Origin of the sequence: Leucobacter sp. UCMA 4100 (assembly GCF_027853335.1) — a bacterium.
In the GTDB taxonomy this organism is placed as follows: Bacteria; Actinomycetota; Actinomycetes; order Actinomycetales; family Microbacteriaceae; genus Leucobacter_A.
Map to the genome: position 1 here is coordinate 2,793,605 of NZ_JAFEUS010000002.1, position 19,689 is coordinate 2,813,293.

16 protein-coding genes are annotated in these 19,689 nt (G+C 61.0%); 12 read left to right on the top strand and 4 right to left on the bottom strand.

Annotated elements, in window-relative coordinates; translation table 11 throughout:
- The first annotated feature begins 36 nt into the window (after positions 1 to 36).
- From uvrA to JSO19_RS13025, 9 genes are all read left to right on the top strand, one after another.
- Positions 37 to 2,943, top strand: a complete 2,907-nt coding sequence (gene uvrA / locus JSO19_RS12985) for an excinuclease ABC subunit UvrA (RefSeq protein WP_270912061.1) — start codon at positions 37 to 39, stop codon at positions 2,941 to 2,943.
- The gene (uvrC, locus tag JSO19_RS12990; RefSeq protein WP_270912062.1) at positions 2,943 to 4,874 is read left to right on the top strand and encodes an excinuclease ABC subunit UvrC; all 1,932 of its coding nucleotides are present in this window, start codon (positions 2,943 to 2,945) and stop codon (positions 4,872 to 4,874) included. Before uvrA ends, uvrC begins: the two co-directional genes overlap by 1 nt.
- 4 nt (positions 4,875 to 4,878) lie before the next feature.
- A complete protein-coding gene (gene rapZ, locus JSO19_RS12995; RefSeq protein WP_270912063.1) occupies positions 4,879 to 5,751 on the top strand; it encodes an RNase adapter RapZ in 873 nt (290 codons plus the stop codon).
- A 60-nt stretch (positions 5,752 to 5,811) separates the two neighbouring features.
- A complete protein-coding gene (gene whiA / locus JSO19_RS13000; RefSeq protein ID WP_270912064.1) occupies positions 5,812 to 6,786 on the top strand; it encodes a DNA-binding protein WhiA in 975 nt (324 codons plus the stop codon).
- Between the two features lie 48 nt (positions 6,787 to 6,834).
- Positions 6,835 to 7,452, top strand: coding sequence for a superoxide dismutase (locus tag JSO19_RS13005; RefSeq protein ID WP_270912065.1), 618 nt, complete (start codon positions 6,835 to 6,837; stop codon positions 7,450 to 7,452).
- A gap of 85 nt (positions 7,453 to 7,537) precedes the next feature.
- A complete protein-coding gene (locus JSO19_RS13010; protein ID WP_270912066.1) occupies positions 7,538 to 8,740 on the top strand; it encodes a phosphoglycerate kinase in 1,203 nt (400 codons plus the stop codon).
- A complete protein-coding gene (tpiA, locus tag JSO19_RS13015; RefSeq protein WP_270912067.1) occupies positions 8,737 to 9,531 on the top strand; it encodes a triose-phosphate isomerase in 795 nt (264 codons plus the stop codon). Before JSO19_RS13010 ends, tpiA begins: the two co-directional genes overlap by 4 nt.
- 64 nt (positions 9,532 to 9,595) lie before the next feature.
- Entirely contained in the window at positions 9,596 to 9,844 is a 249-nt protein-coding gene (gene secG, locus JSO19_RS13020) for a preprotein translocase subunit SecG (RefSeq protein WP_217132695.1), read from the top strand.
- 14 nt (positions 9,845 to 9,858) lie between these two features.
- Positions 9,859 to 10,215 carry an RNA polymerase-binding protein RbpA gene (locus tag JSO19_RS13025; protein ID WP_217132273.1) on the top strand — a complete coding sequence of 119 codons (357 nt, stop codon included), beginning with the start codon at positions 9,859 to 9,861 and terminating at the stop codon, positions 10,213 to 10,215.
- A 27-nt stretch (positions 10,216 to 10,242) separates the two neighbouring features.
- Here the strand turns inward: JSO19_RS13025 and JSO19_RS13030 are convergent, their stop codons facing one another.
- From JSO19_RS13030 to tkt, 3 genes are read right to left on the bottom strand one after another with little or no spacing between them, the layout of a single operon-like run.
- On the bottom strand, positions 10,243 to 11,817 hold the full coding sequence (locus JSO19_RS13030) for a glucose-6-phosphate isomerase (RefSeq protein WP_270912068.1): 1,575 nt from the start codon (positions 11,815 to 11,817) through the stop codon (positions 10,243 to 10,245).
- Positions 11,814 to 12,920: a transaldolase gene (tal, locus tag JSO19_RS13035; RefSeq protein WP_270912069.1), complete on the bottom strand. Its 1,107-nt coding sequence runs from the start codon at positions 12,918 to 12,920 to the stop codon at positions 11,814 to 11,816. Before tal ends, JSO19_RS13030 begins: the two co-directional genes overlap by 4 nt.
- The gene (gene tkt / locus JSO19_RS13040; RefSeq protein ID WP_270912070.1) at positions 12,917 to 15,019 is read right to left on the bottom strand and encodes a transketolase; all 2,103 of its coding nucleotides are present in this window, start codon (positions 15,017 to 15,019) and stop codon (positions 12,917 to 12,919) included. The genes tal and tkt overlap by 4 nt, the downstream gene beginning before the upstream one ends.
- 221 nt (positions 15,020 to 15,240) lie before the next feature.
- Between tkt and JSO19_RS13045 the strand changes: the two genes are divergently transcribed.
- Positions 15,241 to 16,173, top strand: a complete 933-nt coding sequence (locus tag JSO19_RS13045) for a heme o synthase (RefSeq protein WP_270912154.1) — start codon at positions 15,241 to 15,243, stop codon at positions 16,171 to 16,173.
- 23 nt (positions 16,174 to 16,196) lie between these two features.
- Complete coding sequence (locus tag JSO19_RS13165; RefSeq protein ID WP_442915700.1) at positions 16,197 to 16,628, top strand: antibiotic biosynthesis monooxygenase family protein; 432 nt, start codon at positions 16,197 to 16,199, stop codon at positions 16,626 to 16,628.
- A 390-nt stretch (positions 16,629 to 17,018) separates the two neighbouring features.
- Here JSO19_RS13165 and JSO19_RS13055 read toward each other — a convergent pair whose 3' ends face one another.
- Positions 17,019 to 17,972, bottom strand: a complete 954-nt coding sequence (locus JSO19_RS13055) for a COX15/CtaA family protein (RefSeq protein ID WP_333735219.1) — start codon at positions 17,970 to 17,972, stop codon at positions 17,019 to 17,021.
- A 244-nt stretch (positions 17,973 to 18,216) separates the two neighbouring features.
- Here JSO19_RS13055 and sufB point away from each other — a divergent pair, with 244 nt between their 5' ends.
- Positions 18,217 to 19,635 carry a Fe-S cluster assembly protein SufB gene (sufB, locus tag JSO19_RS13060; protein ID WP_270912072.1) on the top strand — a complete coding sequence of 473 codons (1,419 nt, stop codon included), beginning with the start codon at positions 18,217 to 18,219 and terminating at the stop codon, positions 19,633 to 19,635.
- Positions 19,636 to 19,689: the final 54 nt, after the last annotated feature.

Consider the following 19,689-nt stretch of genomic DNA (forward strand, 5'->3'; position numbering starts at 1 on the left):
TCGAATATTCTCAGCTTCAGGGCCTACAATAGAGGGGTGCAAACAGAAGAAGCCACCCCATTGCGTTCATCGGCCGCCCACGCAACACTCAGTGTGAAAGGGGCACGCGAAAATAACCTGGACAATGTTGACATCGAGATCCCTCGCGACTCGATGGTCGTCTTTACAGGGCTTTCCGGTTCGGGTAAGTCGAGCCTCGCGTTCGACACGATCTTCGCTGAGGGGCAACGACGCTACGTTGAATCACTGAGCGCCTACGCTCGGCAGTTTCTGGGGCAGGTCGATCGACCTGATGTCGACCTTATCGAGGGGCTCAGCCCAGCCGTTTCCATCGACCAGAAGTCGACGAACCGCAACCCGCGCTCTACCGTCGGCACGATCACCGAGATTTACGACTATATGCGACTGCTCTGGGCGCGCATTGGCACGCCGCACTGTGCCGTGTGCGGTGCAACGATTCAGGCGCAGACCGTACAGCAAATTGCTGACCAGCTCATGGCCCTTCCCGAGGGCACGCGCTACCAGCTGCTCGCGCCAGCGGTCGTGCAGAAGAAGGGTGAGTTCGTCGACCTCTTTCAAGACCTTCACTCACAGGGCTTCTCACGCGCGGTTGTCGATGGCGAGGTGGTGCAACTCGCCGATCCACCAAAGCTCAAGAAGCAGGTGAAGCACACGATCCACGTCGTCGTCGACCGACTCGTTGCGAAGCCTGATGGTTTGGGGCGTCTGACTGACTCGCTTGAAACCGCCCTCCGCCTCGCCGGCGGTATCGTCGAGGTTGACTTCGTTGATCGCGACGCCAAGGCCGACGACCGCAGGGCAACGTTCAGTGAGAAGATTTCGTGCCCCAACCAGCACCCCGTCACTCTCACCGAGATTGAGCCGCGAACCTTTTCATTCAATGCGCCTTTCGGTGCGTGCTCGACCTGTCACGGTATTGGCACCTCGCAGTCGGTCGACCTCGACCTCGTGCTCGGCGACCCGGAACTCTCGATTAACGAGGGCATTCTCATCCCGTGGACGAGTCAGGGAAAAACCCTGTACAACTACTTCGAGCGCACGCTCGTGGCGCTCGCGAAAGAGCTCGACTTTTCACTGAAAACGCCGTGGAAGAAGCTTCCCGAGGAAGTGCAGGAGGCCGTTCTCTACGGGAATAACTTCAACGTGGGCGTGAAGTGGCGCAACCGCTTTGGGCGCGAGGTGAAGTACACGACCGGGTTTGAGGGCGTTGTCCCGTGGGTCGAACGCCAGTTCCAGGAAGTCGAATCAGATTCACGCCGCGATCGACTCTCAGAGTTTTTGCGCGAGGTGCCGTGCTCGGCCTGCGATGGCAAACGACTCAAACCCGAGGTGCTCGCTATCACGATCAACGATTCATCGATCGCTGACGCCACCGAGCTGAGCCTTACCGACGCGCGCGCCTTCTTCGAGGGCGTCGAGCTGACCGAGCGCCAGCAACAGATCGCGGCGCAGGTGCTTCGTGAGATCCGCCTCCGCTTCGAGTTCTTGACCGAAGTGGGCCTCGGCTACTTGACACTTGCGCGCTCAGCGGGTTCGCTCTCGGGCGGTGAGGCACAGCGCATTCGCCTCGCGACCCAGATTGGTTCTGGGCTCACGGGCGTGCTGTATGTGCTGGATGAGCCGAGCATCGGCCTGCACCAGCGTGACAACCGGCGGCTCATCGAAACACTCGTGAAGCTGCGAAACCTGGGCAATACGCTCATCGTTGTTGAGCACGACGAAGAAACCATTCAGGCGGCCGACTGGATTGTCGACATCGGCCCGGGTGCCGGTGTCGAGGGCGGTAAAGTCGTGCACTCGGGTGGCTATGAAGCCCTGCTTGCCAACACCGATTCTCTCACCGGCGATTACCTCGCCGGCAGGCGTGCAATTGAAACCCCCAAGAAGCGCCGCAAACGCGATTCCAAGCGGCAGCTGAAAATTCAGGGTGCCCGCTCAAACAACCTGCAGAACATCGACGTCAATGTTCCGGTCGGCATCATGACCGCGGTGACCGGGGTTAGTGGCTCGGGCAAGTCGACACTCGTCAACGACATTCTCTACCGCGTCATGGCTAATAAGCTCAACGGCGCGAGGCTCGTTCCCGGCAAACATACTCGAGTGCAGGGGCTCGAAGAACTCGACAAGGTCGTGCACGTCGATCAGGCCCCGATTGGGCGCACGCCGCGGTCGAACCCCGCGACCTACACCGGCGTCTTTGACAAGGTGCGCACACTCTTCGCTGAGACGCAAGAGGCGAAGGTGCGCGGCTACCTGCCGGGTCGTTTCAGCTTCAACGTCAAGGGAGGCCGCTGTGAGGCTTGCTCGGGCGACGGCACGCTCAAGATTGAGATGAACTTCCTTCCAGACGTCTACGTCGACTGCGAGGTGTGCCACGGCCAGCGCTACAACCGTGAGACACTGCAGATCCGCTACAAGGGTAAAAACATTGCCGAGGTGCTCGGCATGCCAATCGCCGAGGCTGAGGAGTTCTTTGAGCCCATCTCATCGATTCACCGGTACTTGAAAACACTCGTCGACGTTGGCCTCGGGTATGTGAGGCTGGGGCAGAGCGCGACAACGCTCTCGGGCGGCGAGGCGCAGCGTGTCAAGCTCGCGACCGAGCTTCAGAAGCGGTCAAACGGCCGTACTGCATATGTGCTTGACGAGCCCACGACAGGCCTGCACTTCGAAGACGTTCGTCGACTGCTCGACGTGCTGAACCGCTTGGCCGACAAGGGCAACACCGTCATCATCATTGAGCACAACCTCGACATGATTCGTGCAGCCGACTGGGTCATCGACCTCGGGCCAGAAGGCGGATCGGGCGGTGGTACGCTCGTCGCGCAGGGAACCCCCGAGCAGGTAGCCAAGGTTGCCGAGAGTCACACGGGACAGTTTCTTGCCGAGATCTTTGCTAAGGAGAAGAAAGAGCGGGCGTGATGACGGGGTTCACTGACACTCGGGCCGAGTGGCGGCCAAAGAACTCTGAGATACCCACACAACCTGGCGTCTATCGCTTCTCTGATGTTCAGGGCCGCGTGCTGTACATCGGCAAGGCGAAGTCGTTGCGTAATCGACTGCTCAATTACTTTGGGCAGATGGATCGCCTCGCTCCGCGAACGCAGCGCATGCTGCAGCTCGCGCGAGGGGTCGACTGGACGGTGGTGGGAACCGACACCGAGTCGCTCATTCTCGAGCACACCTGGATCAACGAATTCTCACCGCCATTTAACGTTCAGTTTCGTGACGACAAGAGCTACCCGTATCTTGCGGTGACGCTTGGCGACGAGGCCCCAAGGCTCGTTATGACGCGCAACCGTCGGTACAAGGGGGCTAAATATTATGGGCCTTACCCCAAGGTATGGGCCATTAAACAGCTGATGTCTGCACTCCAGCAGGCGTTCCCGATTCGCACCTGCAACGATGCCGACTACAACCGAGCGATGCGGTCAGGGCGGCCGTGCCTAGGCGGGCAGATCGGGCGCTGTTTCGGCCCGTGCTCGAAGCTCGTCACGGTCGAAGAACACCGTGCGCGCATTAACCAGCTCGTGGCGTTCTTGAACGGTCAAGATAAAGGCTTCATACGGCGGCTCGAAGACGAAATGCGCACCGCGGCGCTCGACCAGGAGTACGAGCGTGCCGCAGAGGTGCGTGATCAGATCGAGGGAGCGAGACTCGCGCTCGAGCAAAACGTGATGGTGCTCGGCGAGGGGGAAGACCTCGACGTGTTTGGTTTCGCGATGGACGACCTCTCAGCGGCGGTGCACATGTTCATTGTGCGAGACGGTCGCATTCGTGGCGAGCATGCCTGGGTGGTCGATGTCGAGCTTGATAACACCATGGGCCGTCTCGCCGAGTTCGCCCTGCAATCGGCCTATGACCTCGAATCGGTTCCGCCGACGATTCTCGTTCCCGCCATTCCCGAGAGCGCGAAAGAGCTCGTGACGGCGCTCAGTGATCATCGCCCTCGCGGTGGCAAGGTGAACGTTCTCGTGCCAGAACGAGGCGAGAAGAAACAGCTGCTCGACCGCGCGAACTTGAACGCCGGAGAACAGCTCATTCGCTATAACATGCGCCGGGCTGCCGATATCGTGACGAGAACTGACGCCCTCGGTGAAATACAGGCCGCGCTCGGCCTCGCTGAGGCGCCCCTTCGCATCGAGTGTATTGACGTCTCACATCTGCAGGGCACGAACGTGGTCGCCTCTCTCGTCGTGTTTGAAGACGGAATGCCCGCGAAAAACGAATACCGGAAGTACTCAATTGAAGAGACGACCGATGACACCGACTCGATTTATCAGGTGGTCAAACGGCGTGCGAAACGTATCGTCGAGTATCTAGAGAGCGACGGTATCGAGGGTGCCCAGGCCCGCCGGCAGGTGCCCCAGCTCATCGTCGTTGATGGCGGGCAGCCGCAGGTCAACGCTGCGTACAGAGCACTCACCGAAGAAGGTCTCACCTCGGTCGGCGTGTGCGGGCTCGCAAAACGTATGGAGGAGCTGTGGCTTCCCGACGACCCATTCCCGGTCATCTTGCCCCGTTCGAGCGAGGCACTGTTCTTGTTGCAACGCCTGCGCGATGAGGCACACCGGGTCGCCATTACCTACCAGCGCGCCAAGCGGAAGCGAGACATTCACACGCAGCTCTCAGAGGTGCCAGGACTTGGCCCCAAGCGCACGAAGCAGTTGCTCAGCCACTTCGGCTCGGTGAAGCGCCTCCGGGCTGCGGGAGCGGAAGAAATCGCGACGATCCCCGGCTTTAGCGAGACGTTGGCCCGGGCAATTTCTGAGCATCTCGCAGACGTTCACAACCCGGCCGAAAGCGGTATTCTGAATGCAGCCAATAACACCCCCGGAGCGGAAGAGAAGTGATCGTATGACCGTGCACTCGCCAGACCAAGAATTCTTGATCGTCACCGGCATGAGTGGGGCCGGCCGCAGTACGGTTGCCAACGCCCTCGAAGACCTCGGGTGGTACGTCGTCGACAACCTGCCGCTCGCCATGCTGCCGACGCTTGCTGACATGGCTGGCAAGTCGGGCGCGTTGCCAAAGATCGCGGCGGTGATCGACATTCGAGGCAATATGGTGTTCGAAGAGATTCAGGCGACCATTACCGAGCTCAGTGAGTCAACGAAGGTGCGCGTCGTGTTTCTCGACGCTGCCGACGACGTGCTTGTGCGCCGCTACGAAGCGGTTCGTCGACCGCACCCGCTGCAGCGCGATGCCTCGCTCAGTGAGGGCATTAAGCGTGAACGTGAGCACCTGCTTGAGTTGCGTGCGACGAGCGATGTCGTGATCGACACCTCGCGTTACAACGTGCACGATCTTTCGAACCATACCCGCGAGCTCTTCTCAGACGAAGACACACCCGGGTTGAAACTCACCGTTCAATCTTTTGGTTTTAAATACGGGGCGCCGACCGACGCCGACCTTATCGTTGACATGCGCTTCATCCCGAACCCCTTCTGGGATCCCGAGCTGCGCCCGCTCACGGGGCAAGATCCAGCGGTTCAAGAATACGTTCTTGCGCAGGAGGGCGTCACCGAATTTCTCGATCACTATGTCGCCGCACTCGCGCCAGTAACGGCAGGTTTTCAACGAGAAAATAAGCGACACGCGTCGCTTGCTGTCGGTTGCACTGGAGGAAAACACCGCAGTGTCGCAATGGCACGCGAACTTGCCGATAGACTAGCGGCTCTGCCCGGTGTCAGCGTGAGCGTTACGAACCGCGACCTGGGCCGCGAATAAGCAACGCCTCGTCGCGTTGCATCTCGGGATTACTTACCTCTGTTACGACAAGGAGAATCATTGGCGTCGACTGCCGACATTAAAAATGAGCTCGTGACTGTGCGTCCACAGGCCACACGCGAGCGAATTGCTGAAGTGACGACCATTCTGCGTTTTGCAGGAGGGCTGCACGTCATTTCAGGTCGAATTGCTTTAGAAGCTGAGCTGCACACCGCTCACATCGTGCAACGCGTACGCCGCGACCTGCATGAAATTTACGGTGTTCGTGCCGAAGCAAAGCAGATGCGCCCCTCAAGTAACCGGGGGAGTGCTCCCGAGTTCTTGGTTCGCGTGCTGAACGGTGAAACGCTCGCCCGTCAGCTCGGGTTGCTCGACGCGCAACGTCGTCAGATTCGAGGTTTGCCAAACAACGTCACAACTGGCCGTCGCGAAGAGCTTGCTGCCGCATGGCGTGGCGCTTTCCTCGCCCGTGGGGCGCTCATCACGCACGGTCGTTCGATGAGCCTCGAGGTGGTTGCCCCCGGAAACGAGGCGGCGATGGCTCTCGTTGGTGCAGCTGGCCGTTTGGGCATCGCCGCGAAAGCGCGCGAGATCCGCTCGCAGGTCAAAGTGATGATCAAAGACGAAGAAGCGATTGGCGAGATGCTGTTGCTCATGGGAGCGCCAAAGGCTCTCGAAGAGTGGAACAACGTTCGCACGCAGCGCGAGAACCGCGCCAACGCTAATAGGCTCGTCAACTTCGACGACGCGAACCTACGCCGAAGCGCTCAGGCCTCGGTGCACGCCTGCGCAAGGGTGCAGCGTGCCCTCGAGATTCTCGGCGATGAGGTTCCCGAACACCTGAAGTACGCGGGTGAACTTCGCCTTGCGCACCGTGAGGCGAGCCTCAACGAGCTCGGCTCCAAAGCCGACCCGGTGCTCACGAAAGATGCGGTCGCTGGCCGCATTCGCAGGCTTCTCGCGATGGCCGATAAAGAGGCAGAGGATCGTGGCATCCCGGGCACCGATATTACGCTGCCCGAGGACACTCTGTGATCGTCAAGGGTCACGGTCTACACTGGATGAACACGTAACGAAAGGTGAATGATGACGTACACACTTCCCGAACTTGATTACGACTATGGTGCTCTCGAGCCGCACATCAGCGGCAAGATCATGGAGCTGCACCACTCGAAGCACCACCAGGCATACGTAACCGGCGCAAACGGCGCGGTTGAAGCACTGGCTGCAGCACGCGAGTCAGGCGATCTGGCAAACGTGAACAAACTTGAGAAAGATCTCGCGTTTAACCTCGGTGGTCACGTGAACCACAGCATCTTCTGGAAGAACCTGTCACCCAACGGTGGCGGCGAACCAGAGGGCGAAATCGCTGCAGCGATCACCGAGTACTTCGGTAGCTTTGACGGTTTCAAGAAGCAGTTCAACGCCGCAGCAATGGGCGTTCAGGGCTCAGGCTGGTCGGTTCTCGCGTGGGACACGCTCGGCCAGCGCGCCAACGTTCAGCAGTTCTTCGACCAGCAGGGCAACCTTCCCGCTGGTACCGTGCCACTGCTCATGCTCGACGTGTGGGAGCACGCCTACTACCTCGACTACCTGAACGTGCGCGCCAACTACGTCGACGCGTTCTGGAACCTTGTGAACTGGGAAGACGTGGCTGCACGCCTTGAGCGCGCACGCACCCAGACAACGGGGCTCATCTAAATGACTCTTGTGGGGCGGGGCACTTCGGTGCTTCGCCCCACAGCTGTGTTCACCGACCTTGTCCCTTCTCGAAAGGCCTACACTCTTGCGCACGATTGAATCACTCGGCGATCTCACGTCGCGCACCGTTCTGGTGCGCGCTGACCTTAACGTTCCGCTCAATGACGGAACGGTTTCAGACGAGGGACGCATCGTTGCCTCGCTACCGACGATCCGCACCCTCAGCGCGCAGGGCGCACGGGTGATCGTCGTGAGCCACCTTGGCAGGCCCGGGGGAGAGGTGAAACCCGAGCTGTCGTTGCGACCGGTCGCCTCACGCCTCGGTGAACTGCTCGAAACTGACGTGACTTTTGTCGAGGAGACGGTGGGCGCGAAGGCTTCGGCCGCTCGCGCAGCCATGGTCGACGGAGACGTCGTCGTGCTCGAAAACCTGCGCTTCAACGCGGCAGAGACGTCGAAAGACGCGGCAGAGCGTCAGGCCTTCGCAGAACAGCTTGCTCAGGGCGCCGACGCCTTCGTTTCTGACGGCTTTGGTGTGGTGCACCGCCAGCAGGCGAGCGTCACCGAACTCGCTGCCCTCTTGCCGAGCGCCGCCGGTCTGCTGATCGCGGCCGAGTCAGAGGTACTCGAGCGTCTCACCGAGCGGCCCGAGCGCCCCTCGGTCGTCGTGCTCGGCGGTTCGAAGGTCTCAGACAAGCTCGGAGTGATCGCTCACTTGCTCGAGCGAGTCGACACGATTCTCATCGGTGGCGGCATGATGTTCACCTTCCTTAAAGCTCAGGGGCACGACGTTGCCGCGAGCCTGCTCGAGGTTGATCAGCTCGACACCGTACGCGGCTATATGGCAAAGGCTGAAGAACTCGGCGTGAAGCTCGTGCTTCCTGTTGACGCAATTGTTGCCGAGAGGTTTGCGGCCGATGCGGCGCATGAAACGGTCGCGGTCGCCGATATCGCGAAGACGGCATTCGGCGAGAACGGCATGGGGCTCGATATCGGGCCAGAAAGCGCGAAGCTCTTTGCCGCTGAAATTGCTGGGGCCAAGACGGTCTTCTGGAACGGCCCTATGGGCGTCTTCGAGATGCAGGCCTTTGCACAGGGCACCCGTGACGTAGCTCAGGCGCTTGTCGACTCAGAGGCCTTCACCGTGGTCGGTGGCGGCGACTCAGCGGCCGCGGTACGCGCACTCGGTTTCGCAGACTCGTCATTCGGTCATATTTCGACCGGTGGCGGCGCAAGCCTCGAATACCTTGAGGGCAAATCGCTGCCCGGTCTGGAGGTGCTCAAGTGAGCCTCAACACCCGCACCCCGCTCATCGCGGGCAACTGGAAAATGAACCTCGACCACCTGCACGCGATCGCCAACGTACAAAAACTGTCGTGGGCACTCGAAGACGTGAAGCACTCGTATGCCGAGACCGAGGTCGCAGTGTTCCCTCCGTTCACCGACCTCCGTTCGGTGCAGACGCTCCTCGTTGCCGACAAGATGGAACTGAAACTCGGCGCCCAAGACCTCTCACCGCACGACTCGGGCGCCTACACCGGCGACATCTCAGGACAGTTCTTGCAGAAGCTCGAGGTCAGCTACGTGATCGTGGGGCACTCCGAGCGTCGCGCAATGCATGCAGAGACGAACGAGATTGTTGGACTCAAGGCTAAAGCGGCGGTCAAGCACGACCTCGTGCCGATCATTTGCGTCGGCGAAACAGCCGAAGAGCGTGAGACGCGCGCCGAGGCAGAGGTACCGCGCGAGCAGTTGCGTGAAGCACTGCGCGCGCTGACAGCCGGGGCAGAGATCGTCGTTGCATACGAGCCTGTCTGGGCCATCGGCAGTGGTCAGGCCGCGAGCCCCGCAGACGCGCAGGCCGTTATCGGCGCCCTTCGCGAGCTCATTCGCGAGGAGTGGGGCGCAGAAGCCGCAGCCCAGACGAGAATTCTGTATGGCGGATCGGTCGCGAGTGCTAACGTCGCACACTTCATGGCGCAGCCCGATATCGACGGGGTGCTCGTCGGCGGAGCGAGTCTCGACGCGACCGAATTCTCCAAGATTGCGCAGTTCAGGAAGCACGTTATCGCGGGCTGACCCTGAAGTGCGGGTATACTAAAAACGTACTCATGTGCTCAAATCGTCGGAAGGGACGTTCACTGTGATTGTTGTCCAGGTGATTTTGCTCGTAATCCTCGTGATCACGAGTCTGCTCCTGACGCTCTTTATCCTCCTGCATAAGGGCCGCGGTGGCGGTCTCTCAGATATGTTTGGTGGTGGGGTGACGTCAAGCCTCGGTTCTTCTGGGGTTGCAGAACGAAACCTCAACAGGATCACGGTCGTCGTTTCGATCGTTTGGTTCTTGAGCATTATTGCATTGGGTCTCTTGACCCGATTCGCGCTCATTTAAGGAGTGATGGAACCATGGCAATTGGAAACAACGCCATTCGCGGGGCTCGAGTAGGCTCGGGCCCGATGGGCGAAAAAGACTACGGTATTCGTGCAGAGCGCACGGCAATCTCGTACTGGGACGCGATGGGCAACGAAACGATTCGTTACTTTGCCTCTGACGTTTCAGAAGACGATATTCCCGAGCAGATCGACTCGCCTCAGTCGGGTCTTCCTGCCGGCCGCGACAAGAACAACCCACCGGTTCTCGAAAAGCCTGAACCGTACAAGACGCACCTCGCGTACGTCAAAGAGCGTCGCACGCCCGAAGAAGCAGAAGAGCTTCTGGAGCAGGCGCTCCAGAAGCTCCGCAAGCGTCGTGGTACCGCATAGGCGGTAGGGTGACACGAAAAACAACACTTACAGGTGCTGGGCCAAAAGGCTCAGCACCTTTGTGTTTGCTACCCGCAGTGCCATGAGCCTGCGGTCAAGCCCTCGCAACACCTTTTGATCAGCCATGGCCGCGGTTTCGCAGAGCCAGCCGAGGCTTGTGATGGTGCCTGGTACCTGAATGTCGTGCTCGGCCTTCTCGTACACGCTCAAGAAGAGCCCGCCGGGCTGGCCGCCCTTGTGCAGCTGGCCGGTCGAGTGAAGGTAACTCGGTCCGTAGCTTACGGTCGCGGGGGTGCCGCTTCGATCTTCAACGGCTTTCGCGAGTGCTTCGAGCGCTTCGCTTCGTTCGGGCAAGAATGCCTGAATCACGACGTAGGCCGCACCCTCGGCGGCGCCGATAAATTCGGTGAGTAAGGCATCAAGCGTTTCGGGCTTTGTCTTGCTCAGCCCGACCGTCACCTCGAGCCCCTCGCATGGCTCAGTGACATTTGCTGAGAGCAGGTCCCCGGGCTTCATACCCCGTGCTGCTCGCTTCGTGCGCTCAACATCATGCTGGTCGAAGGGATTCACTTCGAGCAGTACACACAGGAGTGAGGTCACGACCTCCCAAAAGTAGAAGTGCACGCCGAGGGGGCCGGTGATGACCATCTCTGGTTCGGCAGCGAGCGAAGTGACCGCGGTCTCGTGTTCGCGCAGGTGCACGACCATGCCGCCCGTGGGGGTGACCGTTTCGCTCGTGCGGGCGATTGGCAGAAGGCCGCGCCCGTCTTTGCCGGTTGATTCGGCGACGAGCTGCTCGATCCACGCGGGAAGACCCGGGAGTTCTGGTGAAAAGAACTGGGCGGTGCCAGAGCGCTCGACAGCGATCTTCAGTGCGCTTGCGACGCGGATCGCGGGGTTGTCAGCGCTGTCACGTGAGAGGGCGCGAACCGTTTGGAAGACGCTCGGGGCCATCTCGTCAAGCTTTGCGCCGGCAACCATGGCCGGAATCATACCGAACACCGTGAGCGCTGAGTAACGACCGCCCACGTGCGGGTGCCCGAGAACGGTCTTGTACCCGCGCAACCGCGCGTGCTCTTCGAGCTCAGAGTCGGGGTCGGTAATAACGATGATGCGCTCTGCGGCATTGATGCCGGCCTTGCTCATTCGGTCTTCGCAAATCGCGAGCTGCGTTCTCGTTTCGCTTGTGCCACCCGACTTAGAGCTCACGATGACGACGGACTCTGCGAGTGACTCGGCGCTCATCGTGGCAGCGATGAAGTCGGGGTGAATCGAATCAATCGCGATGAGGGGAATGGGGGAGTCGTTCGTCATAACCTGCGGGGCGAGACTTGAGCCGCCCATTCCGCAGAGCAGCACCCGTGAGTAGTCGATGGTGCTGAGCTTTGCGCACAGTTCTTCGCCCTGCGCGATGACGTCAACGATGTCGCTCGCGGCCGAAACCCACCCGAGTCGCTCGCTTGCTTCGGCTGCCGCGGCTTTACCCCACAGGCTCGCGTCGCCTTCGCGAAGGCGAGATGCGGCTTTTGAAGCGACGAGGTAGTCGATCGAGGCCTCAGAGAGTGCGGCGTCGTCGATGTCGGCCTTGATGAATGAGCTCATCGTGCGGCCCCCAACTGCTCGGTGACGTTTGCGACGAGCTCGTTCCAAGCGTCGTCAAACTTTTCGAGCCCCTCACGCTCGAGCGTCTCGCTCACCTCGCGGTAGTCGAGGCCAACGGCAGGGAGCTTCGCGATGTTGATCGCTGCTTCACGGAGGTACGTTGCGAGACGATCTGGTGCGACCTCGTCGAGCTCGCTCGCAGCCTGCAGTGTCGCCTCGGGCATCGTGTTCACGGTGTTTGCCGCGACGAGCTCGGTAACGTAGTGCGTTGCTGCGAGCCGTGGATCTTTGACCCCCGTCGATGCCCAGAGCAGGCGCTGCGGCTGCATGCCGACCGAGGTGAGGAACGCTGCACGCTCGGTGCTCGACTGCTCTTCGAAAATTTCGTAGGCGACGCTCGCGTTGGCGATCGCGAGCGAACCGCTGAGCGCCTGCAGCGAGGCATCGTCGCTCGCGTCGAGCGCGGGGTCAACGGCCGTATCAAAGCGTGAAATAAAGAACGAAGCAACCGACTGAATGCGGGTGATGTCATGCCCGTTTGCTCGCGCCTGTTCGATGCCGGTGAAGTAGGCGTTGAGCACTTCACGGTACCGACTGAGGCTGAAGATGAGCGTCACGTTCACGCTGATGCCCTTGGCGAGCGTCGCGGTGATCGCGGGCAGCCCCTCGGCCGTTGCCGGAATCTTGATCATCGCGTTCGGCCGATCGACAATTGCCCAGAGCTGTTCTGCCCGTTCGACGGTGCGCTCTGCATCGTGTGCGAGCTCTGGTTCGACCTCGATCGAGACCCGGCCGTCGACTCCACCGCTGCGCTCGTACACCGGCGCAAAGAGGTCGCACGCCTGGCGCACGTCGTCTGTGGTGAGTCGCGTGAGCGTGTCGGCTGGTGAGAGGCCCTCGCTCGCGCAGGCCGCGAGGGCCTCTGCGTAGCTTTGATCATTGCGGATCGCGGCCGAGAAAATCGCGGGGTTCGTTGTCACGCCAACGACGCTGTGGCTCTCGATGAGCGAGGCGAGGTTGCCCGAGTTGAGACGCTCTCGTGAGAGGTCATCGAGCCAGATGCTCACACCGGCGTCGCGGAGGGCCTCGGTTGCGCGAGTCATGCGCGCACCTCTGCGAGGCTCTCGCGTGCCGCAGCGACAACGGCCTCGGTCGTGATGCCAAACTTCGTGAAGAGCGTCTGGTAATCGGCCGATGCGCCGAAGTGCTCGATCGAGACTGAACGGCCAGCGTCGCCGACGTACTCGCGCCAGCCGAGTGAGAGCGCTGCCTCGACGCTGACCCGTGCACGAACCTCTTTCGGGAGTACCGAAGCGCGGTACTCTTCGCTCTGCTCGGCGAACCACTCAAGGCACGGAGCCGAGACGACGCGCACGCCGATGCCCTCGGCGCTGAGCGTTTCACGAGCTTCAAGTGCCAGTTGCACCTCTGAGCCGGTTGCGATGAGAATGAGATCGACCGAGTCGGTCGTGGTCTCAGCGAGCACGTATGCACCCTTACGCACGCCCTCGGCCGACGCGAGGGTCTGGCCGCTTGCTTCTGCGGTGCCGCGTTCGAAGACGGGCACGTTCTGGCGAGTGAGCGCGAGGCCCGTGGGGCCCTCGTGGCGCGAGAGCGTCTCATGCCAGGCGATCGCAACCTCGTTCGCGTCGGCGGGTCGCACGACCGAGAGCTGGGGAATCGCGCGCAGGGTCGCGAGCTGCTCAATGGGCTGGTGCGTTGGGCCGTCTTCACCGAGCGCAATCGAATCGTGGGTCCAGACGAAAATGCTTGGCACGTTCATGAGCGCAGCGAGTCGTACCGCGGGGCGCATGTAGTCGCTGAAGATGAGGAAGGTGCCGCCGTATGAACGAGTCTTGCCGTGCAGCTGAATGCCGTTCAAGATCGAGCCCATGGCGTGCTCGCGAATACCGAAGTGCAAGACACGACCGTAGTCATTGCCCTGGTAGGCACGGGTCGACCACTCGGCGGGAATGAACGATGCTGCGCCGGGAATCGTGGTGTTGTTCGAATCGGCGAGGTCTGCCGAGCCACCCCAGAGTTCTGGCATCTTCTCGGCCAGAGCTGCAATGGTCTTGCCACTCGCCGAACGCGTTGAGACCGAGGTGCCGCCCTCGAACGTCGGCAGAGCTGCTTCAATGCCCTCGGGCAGCTCGTCACTCTGCAGGCGATCGAAGAGCGCCTTCTTCTCGGGGTGAGCAGCCGCCCACGCGTCGAAAGCTGCGTTCCACTCGCTGCGTCGATCCGCACCCCTCGAAAGAGCCTTGCGGGTGTGCTCGATGACCTCCGGGGCGACCTCGAACGAGGCCTCGGGGTCGAAGCCGAGTGCGGTCTTCAAACCAGCGAGCTCCTCGCCGCCAAGCTTCGAGCCGTGGATGCCACCGGTGTTCTGCTTGCCGGGTGAGGGCCAGCCGATGATCGTCTTGAGGATGATGAGGGTCGGGCGGCCGGTCTCGGCCTTGCCTGCCTCGATCGCCGAGAAGAGGGCAGGCACGTCTTCGACGTAGGCGCCGCTCTCGTTCCAGTCAACCTCGAGCACCTGCCAGCCGTATGACTCGTAGCGCTTCGCGACATCCTCGGTGAACGAGATATCGGTGTCGTCTTCGATCGAGATCTTGTTGCTGTCGTAGATGGCGATGAGGTTGCCGAGCTTCTGGTGGCCCGCGAGTGACGAGGCCTCAGCGGTGACGCCCTCCTGCAGGTCGCCGTCGCCGGCCAACACGTAGATGTGGTGGTCGAACACGCTCGTGCCCGGAGCAGCCTCTGGGTCAAAGAGGCCACGCTCGTAGCGCGCAGCGTATGCCATGCCGACAGCCGAGGCGAGGCCCTGGCCCAGCGGGCCGGTCGTGATCTCGACACCGTCGGTGTGGCCGTACTCGGGGTGACCTGGGGTGAGCGAGCCCCAGGTGCGCAGCGCCTTGAGATCGTCAAGCTCGAGACCGTAGCCACCGAGGTAGAGCTGCACGTACTGCGTCAGTGATGAGTGGCCGATCGAGAGCACGAAGCGGTCGCGACCAACCCAGTTGCAGTCACTCGGGTCGTGGCGAAACACCTTCTGGTGTAGCAGGTACGAAACGGGGGCGAGGCTGATCGCTGTGCCAGGGTGGCCGTTACCAACTTTCTCGACAGCATCTGCTGCGAGTACGCGCGCGGTGTTGACCGCGAGATCGTCAATGTCGTTCCACTCAAGGTTGTTCGTCACAGGGGGCCTCTCAGATGCTGAAGTGTCGTGGGCTTGAACGCCATAATCCGCCACCAACTCTACCGGGTTTGCTCGGCCGCTTTTCGCGCCGCAGCGTGGTTTCAGCAATCTCTGTGCGGCTTCACACCAAGGGCGTATCGCAAGGCCACGAAGAGTGCACAGTATCGCCTGAGATTTCGCTCACATCGGGCACAGCGACTTTCGCGTAGGATCCTTAAGTGATGAATGCTTCTGCCTATGCTCAGTCATCGGGACAGCCGCTCGGGGCCCCGAAGAGTTTTTCGCGCACCCTGAAGGCCTACGTCTCGCTGACAAAGCCCCGGGTGGTTGAGCTTTTGCTCGTCGTTACCGTTCCAGCCATGATCCTGGCCGAGAGGGCCCTGCCGAGCTTCTGGCTCGTGCTCGCAACGCTCATCGGCGGCGCGATGAGCGCCGGCTCAGCCGGTGCCTTCAACTGTTACATAGATCGCGACATGGATCGCAAGATGAACCGCACGAAGAATCGCCCCCTCGTCACCGGCGAGATCAGCGACCGCAACGCCCTCATCTTTTCGTGGGTGCTTGGCCTCATCTCGATCGTTTGGCTCTACTTCACGACGAACTGGCTCGCCGCGCTCTTCTCGGCCCTCGCAATCTTCTTCTACGTCGTGGTCTACACCCTGCTGCTCAAGCGCTACAGCGAGCAGAACATCATCTGGGGCGGCATCGCCGGGTGCTTCCCAGTGCTCATCGGCTGGGCAGCGGTGACCGAGAGCGTCTCGTGGGCACCCATGGTGCTCTTCCTCATCATCTTCCTCTGGACCCCGCCTCACTACTGGCCGCTCTCGATGAAGTACCGCGACGACTACGCAGCAGCCGGCGTGCCGATGCTCGGCGTTGTTCGTGGTCGCATCACGGTTGGCCTGCAGATCATTCTGTACACCTGGGCAACCGTTGCCTCGAGCCTGCTGCTCATCCCGGTCGCGGGCATGGGCTGGGTCTACTCGGCTGTCGCCGTGCTCGCGGGTGCCCTCTTCATCATTGAGGCGCACCGCCTCTACGGCAGCGCCATTCGCGGCCAAGAGGGCAAGCCCATGAAGCTCTTCACCGGATCGATCACGTACCTCTCGGTGCTGTTCGTCGCGATCGCTGTTGATCCGCTCTTGCCGTTCTAATAATCAACACTCAAGGAGTACCCATGTCGTACGTCGTGATCAATGCCCTCAGCGTTCCCGATGGTCAGGGAGCAGAACTCGAAGCGCGCTTTGCCGCACGCAAACACTCATTCGACGCTGAGCCGGGCTACGTCGGCTTCCAGCTGCTACGCCCAACCGCTGGCGAATCACGCTACTTCGTCGTGACGACGTGGGAGACCCGCGAAGACTTCACCGCGTGGCAGGAGCGTCGCGCCTCGGGCGGAGACGCGCATGGCCACGGCCGCCCCGCTGGCGCCGGCGCCTCGGCCGAGGGCGGATCGGCCCACGCCGCAGCCGCCCCAGCCGCCGACTCCCACAGCTCGGCAGCTGGCGCTCACGGTGGTGCCGAGGGTGCGCCCGCCAAGAAGCCCGTCGCGACCGGCTCAGAGCTGCTCGAGTTCGAAACGGTCGACCTTGAGGCGTTCGGCGCCTAGCGTTTCTTCGCCCTGACGAATGTCCAGCCCGGGCTCACCTCTTGGTGGGCTCGGGCTGTGTCGTAGGTGCGGGCGGTTTGCGCTGGGCTGTTCTCGCCGGGCGCTTTCCGCTCGGCGTTTCGCTTGAGGTTTTCGCGCGGCGTTCGAGCGCGGCGTTTTCGCGTTTACTTGACGAAAAGCAGGGTGTTGAGCGACAAACACCCTGCTTTTCGTCAAGCTGCGGTCAAAAACGCGAGCAAGCGCCAACAAACGCAAGCGCCCGCCGCACCGGGCTACGAGGCGAGAAGCCACGGGCCCCGTACAGCGGGCGTTTGCGTGAGAGCGTCAGCGCCACGACCGGCGCGCGCGAGTCGTGAGACGGGGGCCGGTAGCGGCGGAAGCGCGGATCCGCTAGAGAGTCTTCGCGGGAGCAGCCGAGGCGTCGAGAGCGAGCGGCTTCTTGAGCTTCATGATCGTGACTGTCATGGTGGCCGCGGTGAGCGAAGCGAGCACCATGTGCACGCCGACGGCGACCGGGGGGAGACCAGAGCGCGCCTGGAAGACACCGACCAAGATTTGCACGACCATGACGATGAGCAGGGTCAGCAACCATTTGAGGGGGCGCAGGTCGCGCTGGAAGGCCCAGGCGATGAGCACGACGAGCAACGCAAGCGTGATGTAGCCAGGCCATGCGTGCAGGTGGCTCAGGAGCGTTGCGTCGAAGCCATCGCGAATGACGTTTTCATCGCCCGAGTGAGGCCCGTTGCCCGTGGTGATGACGCCCATGACGATCACGATGGCCATGAAGAGGGTCATGACGTGTGAAGTGATCGCGAAGCCCTTCGGCACGTCGCGAACGTAAGGGCCGGGGCCGCTGTAGGCGCGCACGAGATAGGCCGCCGCAATGCAGACGATGATGAGCGAGACCGTGTAGTGGAAGCCGACGAGAACGGCCTTGAGGCCCTCCCATACGACGAAGCCGCCGACGACGGCCTGCAAGAGAATGAGTGCGGTGATGATGATCGACAGCACGAAGAGGTCTTTACGCTCGTTGCGAATTTTGATGCTCAGGATGAGCACGATGAGGGCCGCGATAAGCAGGGGGCCACTGATCGTACGGTTACCGAATTCGATGAGGCCGTGAATGCCGAGCTCTTCGGTCGGCACGAACGAGTCGGGGGTGCATAGGGGCCACTCGCTACAGCCGAGGCCAGAGCCTGTCAGGCGTACAGCGCCGCCTGTTGCGATGATGAGAACATTGAGCACAAACGAGATCCACGCGGCCGGTATAAGAAACCGGGGAAGTGGTGAGCTTGTACGCCTCTGGGGGCTGGGCTGTGAAGACAAAATGATCCTCTCAAACAAGGGGTGTGTCCCGTAACACGCGCCCTCCCATTTTACCGGGAGACCTTGTAGACTAGTCTCGTTGGCGGCGAAGGGGCGCCGGGTTCGTGTGCAATCGACCCGGTGACTGCCTGAGTCCAACTTTACTGCACTGTCTCAGGGAACTCTGTGAAGCTGGCTGAGTGGGGTATACAGCGCCCGCGTAACGAATAATGAGCGCGCGGGGCAGCCTGTAGACAGTACAAATTTTGAGGAGTTGAGAGAGATGTCAGAAGTGTTAATCGACCGACCTGAGCTCGAGGGTTTGGGTCAATACGAATTTGGCTGGCACGATAACGACCCCGCCGGCGAAACCGCACAACGCGGGCTGAGCGAAGCGGTCGTGCGCAATATTTCGGCGTTGAAAGACGAACCCGAGTGGATGCTTGAGCGCCGATTGAAAGCCCTCAAGATTTTTGACCGAAAACAGATGCCGACCTGGGGCGCTGACCTCTCGGGAATCGACTTCGACAACATCAAGTACTTTGTTCGTTCGACCGAGAAGCAGGCGACGAGCTGGGAAGAGCTGCCAGAAGAGATTAAAGAGACCTACGAGCGCCTCGGCATTCCCGAGGCCGAGCGTCAGCGTCTCGTCGCGGGTGTTGCCGCGCAGTACGAATCAGAGGTCGTGTACCACCAGATTCGTGAAGACCTTGAGGCGCAGGGCGTCCTGTTTCTCGACACCGATACAGCGCTGAAAGAGCACCCTGAAATCTTCAAGGAGTACTTCGGCACGGTTATCCCCTCGGGCGACAACAAGTTCGCAGCGCTGAACACCGCAGTATGGTCGGGTGGCTCATTCGTGTACGTGCCCAAGGGCGTGCACGTCGAGATTCCACTGCAGGCATACTTCCGCATCAACACCGAGAACATGGGTCAGTTTGAGCGCACGCTCATCATTGCTGACGAGGGTTCATACGTGCACTACATCGAGGGCTGCACGGCTCCGATTTACAAGTCTGACTCGCTGCACTCGGCGGTTGTCGAGATCATCGTGAAGAAGAACGCTCGCGTTCGCTACACGACGATTCAGAACTGGTCAAACAACGTGTACAACCTCGTGACCAAGCGCGCGATCGCTGAAGAGGGTGCCCTCATGGAGTGGGTCGATGGCAACATCGGTTCAAAGGTCACCATGAAGTACCCATCAATCTTCCTGACGGGTGAGCACGCCAAGGGCGAGACGCTCTCGGTTGCGTTTGCTGGCCCCGGTCAGCACCAGGACGCTGGCGCGAAGATGATTCACCTTGCTCCTCACACCACCTCTTCGATTCTCTCGAAGTCGATCGCCCGTGGTGGCGGCCGTACGGGTTACCGTGGCGAGGTTCGTGTTGAGTCGAACGCGCACCACGCGGCTAACTCGGTTGTGTGTGACGCGCTGCTCGTCGACACCATTTCACGAAGCGATACGTACCCGGCAATCGACATTCGAACCGATGATGCGACGCTCGCCCACGAGGCGACGGTGACCCGCGTGAGCGAAGACCAGCTCTTCTACCTCATGAGCCGCGGTCTTTCAGAAGAGGAATCGATGGCGATGATCGTGCGTGGCTTCATCGAGCCGATTGCGCGCGAGCTCCCCATGGAATACGCGCTTGAACTCAATAAGCTCATCGAGATGAGCATGGAAGGATCAGTCGGTTAAACATGTCACAGCTTGAAACAGAACAGCACGGTTTTCGCGCGCACAGCGACGGAG